This is a genomic window from Massilia luteola (genome assembly GCF_034420155.1).
Lineage (GTDB): Bacteria > Pseudomonadota > Gammaproteobacteria > Burkholderiales > Burkholderiaceae_D > Telluria > Telluria luteola.
Genome location: NZ_JAXOFN010000005.1, coordinates 175,438 through 188,332 on the forward strand (window position 1 = coordinate 175,438; position 12,895 = coordinate 188,332).

General features: G+C 65.3%; 10 protein-coding genes and 1 pseudogene. 7 read left to right on the plus strand and 4 right to left on the minus strand.

The window, feature by feature from the left end:
• Positions 1–187: 187 nt before the first annotated feature.
• The 4 genes from U9J41_RS08655 to U9J41_RS08670 all read left to right on the plus strand — a co-directional run bounded on the left by U9J41_RS08655 (position 188) and on the right by U9J41_RS08670 (position 5,197).
• On the plus strand, positions 188–1,573 hold the full coding sequence (locus U9J41_RS08655; RefSeq protein WP_322401809.1) for a hypothetical protein: 1,386 nt from the start codon (positions 188–190) through the stop codon (positions 1,571–1,573).
• 68 nt (positions 1,574–1,641) lie between these two features.
• Positions 1,642–3,348, plus strand: coding sequence for a GMC oxidoreductase (locus tag U9J41_RS08660; protein ID WP_322401810.1), 1,707 nt, complete (start codon positions 1,642–1,644; stop codon positions 3,346–3,348).
• 896 nt (positions 3,349–4,244) lie between these two features.
• The gene (locus U9J41_RS08665; protein ID WP_322401811.1) at positions 4,245–4,847 is read left to right on the plus strand and encodes a hypothetical protein; all 603 of its coding nucleotides are present in this window, start codon (positions 4,245–4,247) and stop codon (positions 4,845–4,847) included.
• Positions 4,848–4,930: 83 nt separating this feature from the next.
• Positions 4,931–5,197: a PAAR domain-containing protein gene (locus U9J41_RS08670; RefSeq protein WP_322401812.1), complete on the plus strand. Its 267-nt coding sequence runs from the start codon at positions 4,931–4,933 to the stop codon at positions 5,195–5,197.
• A 160-nt stretch (positions 5,198–5,357) separates the two neighbouring features.
• On the opposite strand, the gene ychF is transcribed toward U9J41_RS08670, so the two are convergent.
• The gene (gene ychF / locus U9J41_RS08675; RefSeq protein WP_322401813.1) at positions 5,358–6,449 is read right to left on the minus strand and encodes a redox-regulated ATPase YchF; all 1,092 of its coding nucleotides are present in this window, start codon (positions 6,447–6,449) and stop codon (positions 5,358–5,360) included.
• A 117-nt stretch (positions 6,450–6,566) separates the two neighbouring features.
• On the minus strand, positions 6,567–7,664 hold the full coding sequence (locus tag U9J41_RS08680; RefSeq protein ID WP_322401814.1) for a patatin-like phospholipase family protein: 1,098 nt from the start codon (positions 7,662–7,664) through the stop codon (positions 6,567–6,569).
• Between the two features lie 141 nt (positions 7,665–7,805).
• On the opposite strand from U9J41_RS08680, the pseudogene U9J41_RS29315 reads away from it, so the two are divergent.
• Positions 7,806–8,372: pseudogene (locus U9J41_RS29315) on the plus strand (DUF3857 domain-containing protein); the annotation flags it as partial.
• Positions 8,373–9,530: 1,158 nt separating this feature from the next.
• Here the strand turns inward: U9J41_RS29315 and U9J41_RS29320 are convergent.
• The gene (locus U9J41_RS29320) at positions 9,531–10,091 is read right to left on the minus strand and encodes a GNAT family N-acetyltransferase (protein ID WP_425260201.1); all 561 of its coding nucleotides are present in this window, start codon (positions 10,089–10,091) and stop codon (positions 9,531–9,533) included.
• A gap of 255 nt (positions 10,092–10,346) precedes the next feature.
• Here U9J41_RS29320 and U9J41_RS08690 point away from each other — a divergent pair, with 255 nt between their 5' ends.
• A complete protein-coding gene (locus U9J41_RS08690; protein ID WP_056449032.1) occupies positions 10,347–10,556 on the plus strand; it encodes a cold-shock protein in 210 nt (69 codons plus the stop codon).
• A 122-nt stretch (positions 10,557–10,678) separates the two neighbouring features.
• Positions 10,679–12,109 carry an HD domain-containing phosphohydrolase gene (locus tag U9J41_RS08695; protein WP_322401816.1) on the plus strand — a complete coding sequence of 477 codons (1,431 nt, stop codon included), beginning with the start codon at positions 10,679–10,681 and terminating at the stop codon, positions 12,107–12,109.
• A gap of 20 nt (positions 12,110–12,129) precedes the next feature.
• On the opposite strand, the gene pth is transcribed toward U9J41_RS08695, so the two are convergent.
• Positions 12,130–12,714, minus strand: a complete 585-nt coding sequence (gene pth, locus U9J41_RS08700; RefSeq protein WP_322401817.1) for an aminoacyl-tRNA hydrolase — start codon at positions 12,712–12,714, stop codon at positions 12,130–12,132.
• Positions 12,715–12,895 lie beyond the last annotated feature (181 nt).

The window sequence follows — 12,895 nt, forward strand, 5'->3', positions numbered from 1 at the left end:
GCGGCAAGCCGCCGCACCGCCGCGATGCCTAACGGTCCAGCCCGGGTACGCCACCCGCTGGGGGCAAAATCGAGAATCCTTGCGTTTCTTCAAGAATGTGACATTTCCGGCGAGTTAGTTTCCGAGAGCAATCAAAGAATCGGACCAATCCGGTCCGGTATGACATCGACGAAAGGGGACGCATCGCATGAAACTCGGATTCTTCGGCATTGGCCTGTGCCTGATCCCGCTGGCCGTGGCGGCCGCACCGGTTGCGACACCATACGCGAACAACAACGGCGCGCTGCCGCCGTCCAGCCAGTACACCGGACCGCTGTTCAAGCTCAGCCACGCATACCCGGCCAAGGTCGCGGCGCCGGCCATGCCTTGGCGCGGCGCCATCCAGAACGGCCGGATCACGGTCCAGAACGCGAGCGCGTACGCCGAGGCGCTGAAGGCGGCGGTCGGCAAGGACATGCCGACCCTGCTGTTCGATTACGCGCACTGGGACGCCGCCGCGCGCGGCTGGTACAACGAGCCCTGGCTGGGCAGCGCCAACGGCAACTACGGCGGGCGCGAAGCCATCCACGGCATGTACGTCGGCACCGACGAACTGGATGCGTCGCTGTTCGCCGCCAGCGGCCTGACGAAGCCGATCTCGACCTATGTGCTGACCTACTACGACAAGGTCGCGGCCCAGACCCTGAACCACGTGTGGTCGGCCAGCGCCGGCATGAAGCCGAACGTGACGTCCACCAGCACGCAATTCGCGGAGGGCGCGCTGATCGTCAAGGCGGCGTTCGTGACGGCCGGCCCGGACGTGTGGCCGGTGATGGCCGGCACCCAGGCCTGGCCGCTGTACATCACGACCAACGCCACGACCGGCGGCAGCACGCTGCCCAAGGTGACGAACACCTACCTGATGCAGTTCGACATCATCGTCAAGGACAGCCAGTCCGCACCGGACACCGGCTGGGTCTTCATGACGCTCGTCTACGACAGCAACGTCAAACCCGGCCCGAACGGCATCTGGGACCAGATGGTCGTGCTCGGCGCGCAGTGGGGTAACGACCCGCAGGCCAACAGCACGGTCAACCCGGCCGCTCCCCTGCTGCAGAACTGGAACAACCCGGCCGCGCCGGCCTATGGCGGCGCCACGTTCGGCTGGGGCAATCGCCTGTCCGGCCCGAACGACGGCGCCATGAACGACATCGCCTACAAGGACGGCATCAAGCAGCAGCTGGTCAAGAATGCCCAGGACTCCTCGTGCATGAGCTGCCACAGCACGGCGCAATGGAATCCGAAGACGAACACCATGCCGTCGTTCCTGCTGCCGGCCACGTCGAACCCGCCGCAGATCGCATCGAAGCAGTACATCGTGTCGCCGCCGCCCGGCTCGCCGGACTGGCTGCGCTGGTTCCAGAACCGCAAGGGCAACGTGCCGATGGATGCGGGCAGCATCGCCGCCGACTTCGACATGGTGCTGGCCTTTAAATCGCTGCCGCTGTGGTACACCGCCACGACCGGCAAGACGCATGCCCTGACCGGCTTCGACCTGCGCGGCAAGCGGATGCCGCCGCGCGCCGGCAAATAAGCCGCGTCCAGCCCCGTACGCGGGCGCGGGCGCCCGCGACACGCCATCCGCATCCAGCAGGAGACACGATGTCATCCAACTACAAGCGTTTCTACACGAAGGCGGGCAACATGCCGGCCGGGATCTCCGAAGGCTACCCGGTGCCGGGTCCGCAGTCGGCGGACGCCGACCGCATCGCCGCCAGCGCCTTCTTCACGACCGACTGGGCGCAGGCCCAGGCCACCAGTTACGACTTCATCGTCATCGGCACCGGCCCGACCGCCGTCGCCTTCATCGACCGCGCGCTGGCGCGCAATCCGCAGGCGCGCATCCTCGTGCTGGACCGCGGCGGCTACTGGCTGCCCGTGCATTACCAGATGCTGCCGATGGCCTTCCAGGCGACCAGTGCGCCGTGCACGACGTATCCGTGGGCACGCAGCGCGGCGATGGCCACGACCGGTTCCAAATTCTTCCAGGCCGGCTACATCCCCGTGCTGGGCGGCCGCTCGACCTACTGGAGCGCGTGGTGCCCGGCGCCGGAACCGACATTGATGCGCGACTGGCCGCCGGCGCTCGTCGCCGTCACGCAGCAGCCCGGATTCTGGGAGGGCGCGCGCGCCTTCCTGCACGTGACGACGGCCGACCGCATCGACGACAGCGTCTACGGCAGCCTGCAGCGCCAGCTGGACACCAATCTGCGCGAAAACTTCAAACGCTTCGTGCCCTCGGCCGAGGGCGCGTTCCCGGCGCCGATGGCCGTCGGCCACAGCGAATGGCAGGGAGTGAAGTTCTACAAGTACTCGACGGTCGGCACCCTGCTCGGCCTGCAGCAGCGCCAGCAGGCGCTGGCGGACCAGGGCCGCGGCCAGGCGCTGGCGCTCGTCGACCAGTGCATCGTCCAGCGCCTGCTGCACGACGGCGACGGCACCGTCACGGCGCTCGACACGAGCCGCGGCCCCTTAAGCGTCGGCAACGCGCGCATCGTGCTGGCGATGGGGACGATCCCGCCCGCGACCCTGCTGATGAATTCCTTCGGCGACCAGCTGCCCAACATCGGCAAGCGCTACACGGGCCACTTCATGTCGCACGTCACCGCGCGCGTCAAACGGTCGGCATTCAAGGACCTGGCCGCGCTGGAACTCGGCGCCCAGTACCTGCACGGCAAGGACGAGCAGGGCCTGCAATACCACGTGCAGGTGAGCGCCTTCGCGTCGGGCGACCCGGCGCGCGACGCTGCCACCATCGCCTACGAAGCCCCCGACGCCGCGGCCGTCGCGTCGATGGCGCAGTTGGTGGGTTCGGAAGACTACGTGGTGTTCGTGTGCGCCACGCTGGGCGAGGTCGGCGAAGACAATCCCGACAACTGGATCCGCCCGAACGGCAGCCTCGATCCGGCGACGAACATCACGGTGCAGTTGCAGGCCGGCCCGCGCGAACAGCACCTGTGGGACGTGCTCGACGAAGCGACCTACCAGACCATCGCCGCCCTGGCCAGCCGCGGCGCCGGCACGCTGCCTTCGATCGAATACTGGATCGAAGGCGCGCCCGACGCGGGCTTCTGGCAGGCGCGCCGGCCGGGCAAGCAGCAGATCCGCCTGCCGATCATCGTGCACGAGGCGTCGGCGCTGTGGATCGGGGAGGATCCGGCCACGTCGGTCGTCGGGCTGGATTACCGGCCGCATGGGGTGAACAACGTCTACGTTACTGGCGGCGGGTTGTTTCCGACGTCGGGGTCGTGGAATCCGACGTTGACCATGTGCGGGCTGGCGCAGGATCTGGCGGAGAGGCTGAGCTGACGGAAGCGGGTGCGGTGGGTGAGTTCCATTGCGGCCCGCGCCGGACCAGGTGAAGCACACTGGTCCACATCACCGCGGGCAGCATGAGATTCAGGATCGGGATCGGCACGCCGATCACCGACAGCACGCCCAGCATCAGCAGCGGTGGGACATGTTCGTGCAGCGGTAGCCGTCCCGGCACCGCGCCATGCACTTTTCTCACCGCGGACGCCGAAATGCCAGTAGAACCGGAGCCAGAAGACCAGGATGGCCGTGCACAGGCATGCCGAGCGCCACATAAACGGTTTCTGAAGCTTGAGCGCAGGCCAAGGAACAGGCACAGGAGCGCTTCCACGAGTGCGGCGCACCAACGCAGGAAGAACGATTTCATGTCGTTTTATAGGCGAGCATGCAGGAAACCATCCGGTTCCGAACTGGATCACGCGAGTGAAAAAGCCCCGGCATCAAACGAGGACCGTGGCCGCCATCGACGGTAGGCTCAATGCGCGAATTCTAATTCAAGGTTGCTTATCAAAAACACTTCAATTGTCACGACGCCCGAATTGCTCTTTCTTCGGACAGTGCGCGTACATACGAATCACCGAGCTGGCAAGCTTCGAAAAATCTTCGAGCTCACCTCGCCTCCTGCTTCATTTCAAAATAAAAGAAGACAATTATGCAAGAAAGTCATAAGATTTTACAATTCATTCTCACTACAACTCTGTAGTGCAAACGCCAGATAGAGTGTGGTCCCCCAAAACCGTTTGGCACAACCAAGAAAAACCACTGCTGTTGGATCGCTTAGAAACAGGGAAAATCGACGCCATTGAGATGCACATCGTCGATTTGAGTTCATCTACGCATCAGTTGTCACCGAATTATATCGATCAGCTACTAAAATTTGACCAACGAAAACCATGACCTACGCATATCAAAACTTCTTGGCTTTTTTTACAACGGCCAACAAAGAGCGGCTTGATGGCCTGAACGAGGCCCATTTCGATGGCATGTCTCTCGAAGAAAGATCGAAGGCCTTCGATTATTTATTAGAAAGAGTACTACATGGCGGAAGCCGTGAAAGCATCGGAGGGCTCTTTGTGGCCGATCCGGTGCGCGCCGCCCCCATAGTGAGGCAACTATTGGATTCCGGAAAATTGCGCGAAGATGCAGAAATCTCGGCGGCGTGGGAACTTTATCAAATTCAAGCGGATGCCTCATTGATACCGGTATTTATACGACTTATGTCGAGCGCAAACGAGACTAATCGATCCAATGCCGCGTTCTATGTACCCGCCGACGTATTGACGCCCGAACTTGATGCTGCATTAAAGGGCATGATTCGGACGGAAACGGAAACTCTTCCACTGATTAATGCGATCAATAAATTGCTTGAATGTCATGGCATTACTAGAGAATCCGTCAGCAAGGAAGAGTTCTCAAAATTTTACCTGGGCCTGCGTAGCGATGTTTTGACTGACAAAGAGAAAACATTCAGGCAGCTCGATAATCTTTTCAATTAAAGATTATCTGCTTCGCAGAATAGAACCATCGCGTGGTCTTTCTACCGAACATCTACGTCATCAACAGGAGCTCAAGTATAGAAATGGCATTGCCAATCATCCGCTTAGGTGACCCCACTTCTCATGGCGGCAAAGTTATCTCAGCTTCGACCACGCATATTATTTCCGGACTCGGCATTGCCCGCGTTGGCGATAGCGTGTCCTGTCCAATACCAGGCCACGGCATAAATCCTATCGTCGAAGGGGTTCCAACGTTCCTGATTGGTGAACGGATGGTAGCCTTGCAGGGGCATCATAGTGCATGCGGGTGCACACTGATTTCCAGCTTGCTCGCGGCAACCCATGGCTAAGTACTCACCCAAGATTACGGTGAAGTCGCTGCCGACACCTTTCATCTCGGACTGAATCTCGGCTAGGTCTCAGCCGGGCATGCGCGCATAAAAAAGCCCCGGCTCAATCGAGAAACCGGGGCGTCGGATAGCCGTCGGATCCGCTTGGACCCGACCTCACTCAAACGTTGAACAGGAAGTTCAACACATCCCCATCCTTGACGATGTATTCCTTGCCTTCCGCCCGCATCTTGCCCGCTTCCTTGGCGCCGGATTCACCCTTGTAGGTGATGTAGTCGTCGAAGGAAATGGTCTGGGCGCGGATGAAGCCGCGTTCGAAGTCCGTGTGGATCACGCCGGCTGCCTGCGGGGCGGTGGCGCCGATCGGGACGGTCCAGGCGCGCACTTCCTTCACGCCGGCCGTGAAGTAGGTCTGCAGGCCCAGCAGCGTGAACGCGGCGCGGATCAGGCGGTCCAGGCCCGGTTCTTCCATGCCGAGGTCGGCCAGGAATTCCAGCTTGTCGGCGTCGTCCAGGTTGGCGATCTCCGATTCGATGGCGGCGGAGATCGCGACGATCGGCGCGTTCTGCTTGTTGGCGAAGTCCGTCAGCAGGTCCAGCAGCGGGTTGTCCTTGAAGCCGCTTTCCGACACGTTGGCCACGAACATGGCCGGCTTGGCCGTGATCAGGCACAGCGGCTTGATCAGTTCCAGCTGGTCGGCGTCCAGGCCCAGCGTGCGCGCGGGTTGGCCTTCGTTCAGGTGCGGCAGCAGCTTTTCCAGGATCGCCACCAGCTTGATCGCGTCCTTGTCGCCGGCGCGCGCCTTCTTTTGCTCGCGGTGCAGCGCTTTCTCGGCGGTGCCCATGTCGGCCAGCGCCAGTTCGGTCTGGATGACTTCGATGTCGTCGATCGGGCTGACCTTGCCGGCTACGTGGATCACGTTCGGGTCTTCGAAGCAGCGCACGACGTTGACGATGGCGTCCGTCTCGCGGATATGCGACAGGAACTGGTTGCCCAGGCCCTCGCCCTTCGACGCGCCGGCCACGAGGCCAGCGATGTCGACGAACTCGACGATCGCCTTGACGACGCGCTCCGGCTTGACGATGGTGGCCAGCTGGTCGATGCGCGGATCCGGCACCTCGACGACGCCGACGTTCGGCTCGATGGTGCAGAACGGATAGTTTTCAGCCGGGATGCCGGCCTTGGTCAGGGCGTTGAACAGGGTGGACTTGCCGACGTTGGGCAGGCCGACGATGCCGCATTTGAGACTCATGGGAAGCTTTCTGGGTCGAATTTACGAAACCCCGTATTGTACCTCCGCTTGCCTGCAAAGACCGCAAACAGCCCTTTATTCCGGCCTTTTCTTGCGCATCAGCGCAATTCGCGTCGCTTAAAGCGGACGAATCTGTCCGACGTCCGGCCGCTCGACGAAGCCCGCGAATTCGTCGCGCAGCCGTTCTCCCTCATCCATCGCCTGGCGCCAGGCGCGGATGCGGGCATCGTGGTCGAGGCCGTAAAACTTGAAATCGCTGCGGTCGATGAGTTTTCCGCGCGGCATTTTGGCGAGGAATGCATGGCTCGGCGCCACGATCAGCACGTTGTCGAGCCAGCCGCGATTCGGCCCGCGCGCCGCGCGGCGCCACGGCAGCGCCTTGTCCAGCCAGCCCGGCACAATGTGTTCGGAAAAATGGGGATACAGCACGATGTCGCCGGGCGCCTGCGCCGCCATCCGCGCATACGGCAGCGCCAGGTTGTAATCGACGATGCCGCCGTCCCAGTAATGGCCGGGCGGCGCGCCGGCGATGTCGCGCACCGGTTTCATCAGCATCGGCAGGGTGCCGGAGGCCAGCAGGCCGGCCGCCAGGTTGTCCGGCGTCAGCACGGCGAAATGCGTGGCGAAGTTGTCGAAGCGGTCGCGCAGCCAGGGCGCGTGGGCGCGGCGGTCGGCGAGCACGACGCGGTCCAGCAAATGCGCCAGCTTGTCGCGCGAAAACAGATTGTGCAGAGCCGCCGCGGCGAATCCGCGCATCTCGGCGTGACGGTGGCCGGGCGCGGCCAGGGCGCGCTTGCCGCGCACCGTCAGCACGTGCAGGCGGTAGTGCGGGTGGTTGACGATGTCGCCCTCGTGGCCGCGCACGAATTCGTCCAGGAGGCCCTGCACGACGGCGTCGATCTGGTCCTGCGAGGGCCTCGTCGACGTGTAGCGCTGGCCGCTGTAGAGCTCACCCAGGCGCGCGAAGGCCGTCACGGGGTCGCGCTGGCAGGCGGCCGCCATGCGCCAGGCGCCGATCGACGATCCGATCAGGATGCGCTCGCGCGGCGCGCGCGCGAACCAGTCGCCGAACACCCACTGGTCGAGGGCGCGGAACACGAGTCCCTTGGGTCCGCCGGCCGCGGCGGGCACGACGGCGATGTCGCGTGCGCGCAAGCCATGCGCGCGGATCTGGGCCAGGGCCGCCGGCCCGGCGTGGAAGGTAAGTGCGCTCATCCCGAAATTATCGCAGGAAGGGCACGGTTGCGTAGCCTCAAGGGTCGTCCGGCGGCCCTCCGTAACATGGTCCGGTCGCCCTTCCGCCCTGTGTCTGGAGCCCGCATGATCAGTAGATATTGTGCCTCGCTAATCTGGATGATGGTCGCGCTGTTGACGACCGGCGGCCTCGCGCGCGCCGGCGCCGGCGCCGGCACCGATACCGGCACCGATCCATCCGTCATCGTCGAGCGCCACGTCCGGCATTACGTCGTCGAGCCGGACGGCACGTACCGGCTCACGGTGGACGACGCGCGCACCCTCGCAACACCGCGCGCCGTGCGGGATCACCGCCGGTTCACCATCCACTCCAGCACGACGCTGGACGAGGTCGTGTCGGTGGCGGCATACACGCAAAAGCCCGACGGACGGCGCATCGCGGTGCCGCCCGGCGCCATCCTGAACCAGGACGACGGCACGGCGCGTGCGACGACCATCGTGTTTCCCGACGCGGCGACGGGCGACCGGCAGGTCGTGCACTACGTCGTGCGGCGCCACACGCCACCATTTCCCGGCCAGTTCGACGACGTGGCGGTGATGCCGTTCCTCGTCCACCGGAACACCACGGTGGTCTACGACATGCCACCAGCGCTGCCGCTGCATGCGGATGCCGTCGGCTTCGTGCCGCTGCCGGGCGACAGTCCGCCGGGCCGGCGGCGCTACCAGTGGCGCTACGTGAACGGGCCCAACGCGCGCATCGAGGCGGACGCGGTCAGCGTCCTCGACTACGGCCGGCGCCTGGTCGTCTCGACCCTGCCCGATTACCCGGCCTTCGCGGCCGCCTGGCGCGCGGCGATGGCCGGCAAGGCCCTGCCCTCCCCGGCCGTCGCAACGCTGGCTCACCAGTTGACGGCCGGACTGCCCGATACGCGCGCCCGCGTGCTTGCGCTGTCCGCATGGGCTCAACAAAATATCCGCCCGATGGACGCCGGGGCCGGTGCTGGCGCTGGCGCTGGCGCTGGCGCTGGCGCTGGCGCTGGCGCTGGCGCCTTCAGCATGGTGCCGCATCCCGCGAGCACGGTGCTCGACGCACGCCGCGGCGACGACCGCGACCGCGCCGCGCTGCTGGAAGCGCTGCTGGCCGCCATCGGCATCGCCAGTACGCCGGCCCTCGTCAACGACGGCAACGTCTACACCTTGCCGGACACGCCGGCGCTGGGCGTGCTCGACCACCTGATCGTGTACGTGCCGGAGATCGCCCTGTTCGTCGACCCGGCGGCGGCCGTCAAGGCCGGCGACCTGCCGCCTGCCCTGCTGGGCAAGCCGGTGCTGTTGCTGAAGAGCGGCACGTTCGCGATGACACCTGTGCTGCAGCCGCAATCGATCCGCACGGTGGCGACCATCGACATCGAGCACGGCACGTCCAGGGTGGACCGGACCGTGACAGGCGCGCTGGCCGAACCCGTGCGCACGGTGGTCCGCGCCGGCGTCGGCGGCTTGCGGACGAATGGATCGCTGGCGACCACAGATCACACCGGAAGCGCCGTGGACGCCGCCGTGGCCAGCCTGATGCGGGAACGCGTTCGACGCCTGGACTTCGTCTGCGCGGCCATCGACGTCGAAGACGAGACCCGCGTGCGCCTGCCGCAGGGCCTGCGCCTCGCGGCGCTGCCCCGGCCCGCCAGCGTGATCACCGGCGGCATCTTTTATCGATCGACCTATGCGCGCGAAAGCGATGCCGTCCTGGTCAGGCGCCGCCTGACGGTCCGCCACGGCCGCGCGACCTGCACGCCGGCGGACGACCGCGCCATGCGGCCGGCACTGGAGCGCATCCGGCACGACCTGCGCAGCCGCATCGCCGTCGCAGCAAGCCGATCGGCGCCGGCATCAAGGGCGCGCGTCGCGGCCGAAGGCATCGCGCCACCCGCGCGCGCGCAAGGCGGCCACGGCCTCGTCCGTGAGGTCGAAGCGCAGGTCGACGCGGTCGCGTCCGGAGCGGTAGCCGCCGGGCCAGCGGGCGATCTCGACGAAGCCGCAGCGGCGGAAGAAGCCGGCCGTGTGCGGATGCGTATCGACCGTCACGTAACGGGGCCGCAGCTTGCGGCCGGCCATGTGCAACAGGCGGTAGGCAAGCAGCGCGCGGCCGATGCCGGCGCCGTGGCGGTCGGCCCGCACGAGGCCGAACACGAGGGTGCCGAGGTCGTAAAACTCGGACAATTCGTAGCCGCCGAAGCCGACGATCCCACCGGCCTCGACGGCGACGAACAGCGGGCCGTCCGGGTCGTCCAGGGCGGAACGCAGCCATAATGTTTCCGAAGCGGGAAAGTGAGCCGGCACGTTGGAGCGGAAGGCCGCGAGCACGGCCTTGCGGTCGTCCGGGCGATAACGTCTGATCTGCAATTGCATGGCGGATGGGAATGGTTGATCGGCACCGCTATCTTCCCCCATCCGCCTCGATGCCGCCGGTGCGCACCGGTGCGATTCGCGACCGCGCACAATAAATCCGACATTCAATCCGAAATGCTTAGGCGATCCGGCGCAACGCCTGTATATTTCATCGTGCACCTCATCAAGTCGTCGTTATTGTTGGTTTCTTTCCCGTCTCGCCCGTCCGGGCATTCCCGTTTGATACCCCTCGGTTACATCTCTTGGTCGCGCTGCGCATCGGGCACTCCGCTCTCAACATCTACTGAAGGTATCTACATGACGACTCAAACCGGCACCGTGAAATGGTTCAACGATTCCAAAGGCTTCGGCTTCATCGCGCCTGACGCAGGCGGCGACGATCTGTTCGCGCACTTCAAGGACATCCAGTCGGAAGGCTTCAAGAGCCTGACCGAAAACCAGCGCGTCTCGTTCGAACGCGCACCCAGCCCGAAGGGCGACAAGGCAAGCAATATCCGCGCGATCTGACGTTCGCGCCGGCAGCATCCAGGGCCCGCTTCGAGCGGGCTTTTTTACGTCTGCTCATCACCTCGCGCACGCGACAGTTCGCGCGCCTTGTACGCCATGGCAATGACCGTTACATTAGTGCCATGCAACCCGATGAAACCATTACCGTCGAGGACGCCGTGCAGGTGTTGGCCATGGTCGGCGACCTGTCCATGGGCCTGCCGCCTGACCACTCGATCCGCACGGCCCGCCTCGCCGCGCGGCTCGCGGAGGAAAACGGCGACGGTGCGGATGCGTGCACGAGCACGCGCCTCGTCGCACTGCTGCGCTGGTCGGGAAGCACGGCGACGGCGGCCGGGTTCGCGCACCTGCTGGGCGACGATGTGCGCGGCCGCCATGCGATGGTCACGCGCACCCTGTCCGGCCACAGCGGCCTCACGTTCGCCAACGTGCTGCCGCTGGCGCAGATGCAGTGCGAGGTGGCGGGCGACATCGCCGTGCTGCTCGGGTTGCCGGGCGACGTCGAGAACAGCCTGCGCCACCTGTTCGGCAGCCACCACCGCGGCGACATGCAGGATCTGCTGTTCGCCCCGAACATCCCGCGCGCCGTGTTCTACGTGCGCCTGGCCGGCGACCTCGAAGTGCTGGCGCCCGCGCACGGCACGACCGGGGCCCTGCGCCTGATCGGCGAGCGCGCCGGCGTCAAATATCCGGTCACGCTGGTGCAGCGCCTGTCGCCGCACGCGCAGGACTGGCTCGACATGCTCGAGGAACCGTCGTGCGCGGCCGACTATCCCGGCCACGACCGGCGCGTGCCGCTGGCCGTCGTGGCCGACGTCATCGAATTGAAACTGCCGTGGCTCACGGGCTATTCGCGGCGCGTCGCGGCATTGGCGCGCCGTAGCGCGTCGCTGGCCGGCATGCTGGCGCTGGAAGAAAGCCCGCTGGTGCGGGCCGCGCTGCTGCATGGCATCGGCAAGGTGGCGGTGCCGAACGCCGTGTGGGAACGGCCCGGCAAGCTCGATGCGGCCGACTGGGACCAGGTGCGCAAGGTGCCGTTCTGGACGGCGCGCGCGGGCGCGCAGATTCCGGCGCTCCAGGGCGAAGCGACGCTCGCCTCGTTCATCTACGAACGCCTCGACGGCAGCGGTTATTTTCGCAAGGCGCGGGCTGGATCCGTGGGCATGCAGGAACGCCTGCTCGGTGCGGCCGCCGCATATATTTCGCTGTGTTCGGCGCGTCCGTGGCGCCCCGCGCATGGCGCCGCGGCCGCGTCGACCCTGATGACGGCGCAGGCGGCGGCCGGACGCTTCGACCGGCATGCCGTCGAAGCCGTTCTTGCCGCGGCGCGCGGCACGGCGCCGTCCGCGCCCATGCGCGACCGCCTGCTGTCCGAACGCGAGCTCGAAGTGCTGCGCCACATCACCCACGGCGAGACGAGCCGCGAAGCCGCCCGCGCCATGCGGATCAGTCCGGCGAGCGTGCGGATGCACGTCGACAATATCTTCCAGAAGCTGGAAGCAGGGTCGCGTCCCGCCGCCACGTTGAAGGCGCTGGCGCGCGGGCTCATCTGAACTGGCGGACGCGCGGCGCGTCAGTCCGTGTGCAGCTGCATCGTCGCGGCGTTCATCTTGCCCTCGCACACCATCGGGATGATGCGCAGGCTCTTGTCGATGGCTTCTTCGATCAGCGTCTGCTCTTCGCGGCGCGGGCGGTGCAGCACGAAGTCGGCCACGGCCTGCTGCAGGTTCAGCGTGCGCGGATGGCCGATGCCGAGGCGCAGGCGCCAGTAGTCCTGCGTGCCGAGCGCGGCCGTGATGTCCTTGAGGCCGTTGTGGCCGCCCGAGGAACCGCCGCGCTTGAGCTTGGCGGCGCCCGGCGGCAGGTCGAGCTCGTCGTGCACGACGAGGATCTCTTCCGGTCCGACCTTGAAGAAACGCGCCAGTCCGCCCACCGACTGGCCGGACCGGTTCATGAAGGTCAGCGGTTCGAGCAGCCAGACGTCCTTGCCTGCGATCGATGTCTTAGCGACCATGGCGTTGAAACGCGACTCGCGCTGCAAATGGCAGCCGGGCAAGGAGTTGGCGAGGTTGTCGACCAGCCAGAAGCCGGCGTTGTGACGGGTTTGTTCATATTCCGGGCCGGGGTTGCCGAGGCCGACGATCAGGCGGATGTGCATAAACAGCAATCGATGCGTAAAACCTCGATTATCGCGTAAAACGCGGGTCTTGATTCTCACGGAAAACGCGACGCTTGATTCTCGCGTACACCGCGATTATTGATTCCGCCGTAAACGCGATTGTAGGTTCTCGCGTAAAACGCGCGTGCACTGATCGGCCGGATAAGCGCACGCGCGGCGG

Coding starts and splice junctions, on each gene's coding strand:
- U9J41_RS08665 (WP_322401811.1), top strand. CDS start 4,245: ATGACCTACGCATATCAAAACTTCTTGGCTTTTTTTACAACGGCCAAC.
- U9J41_RS08670 (WP_322401812.1), top strand. CDS start 4,931: ATGGCATTGCCAATCATCCGCTTAGGTGACCCCACTTCTCATGGCGGC.
- U9J41_RS08680 (WP_322401814.1), bottom strand. CDS start 7,664: ATGAGCGCACTTACCTTCCACGCCGGGCCGGCGGCCCTGGCCCAGATC.
- pth (WP_322401817.1), bottom strand. CDS start 12,714: ATGCACATCCGCCTGATCGTCGGCCTCGGCAACCCCGGCCCGGAATAT.
- ychF (WP_322401813.1), bottom strand. CDS start 6,449: ATGAGTCTCAAATGCGGCATCGTCGGCCTGCCCAACGTCGGCAAGTCC.
- U9J41_RS08690 (WP_056449032.1), top strand. CDS start 10,347: ATGACGACTCAAACCGGCACCGTGAAATGGTTCAACGATTCCAAAGGC.
- U9J41_RS08660 (WP_322401810.1), top strand. CDS start 1,642: ATGTCATCCAACTACAAGCGTTTCTACACGAAGGCGGGCAACATGCCG.
- U9J41_RS08695 (WP_322401816.1), top strand. CDS start 10,679: ATGCAACCCGATGAAACCATTACCGTCGAGGACGCCGTGCAGGTGTTG.
- U9J41_RS08655 (WP_322401809.1), top strand. CDS start 188: ATGAAACTCGGATTCTTCGGCATTGGCCTGTGCCTGATCCCGCTGGCC.
- U9J41_RS29320 (WP_425260201.1), bottom strand. CDS start 10,091: ATGGGGGAAGATAGCGGTGCCGATCAACCATTCCCATCCGCCATGCAA.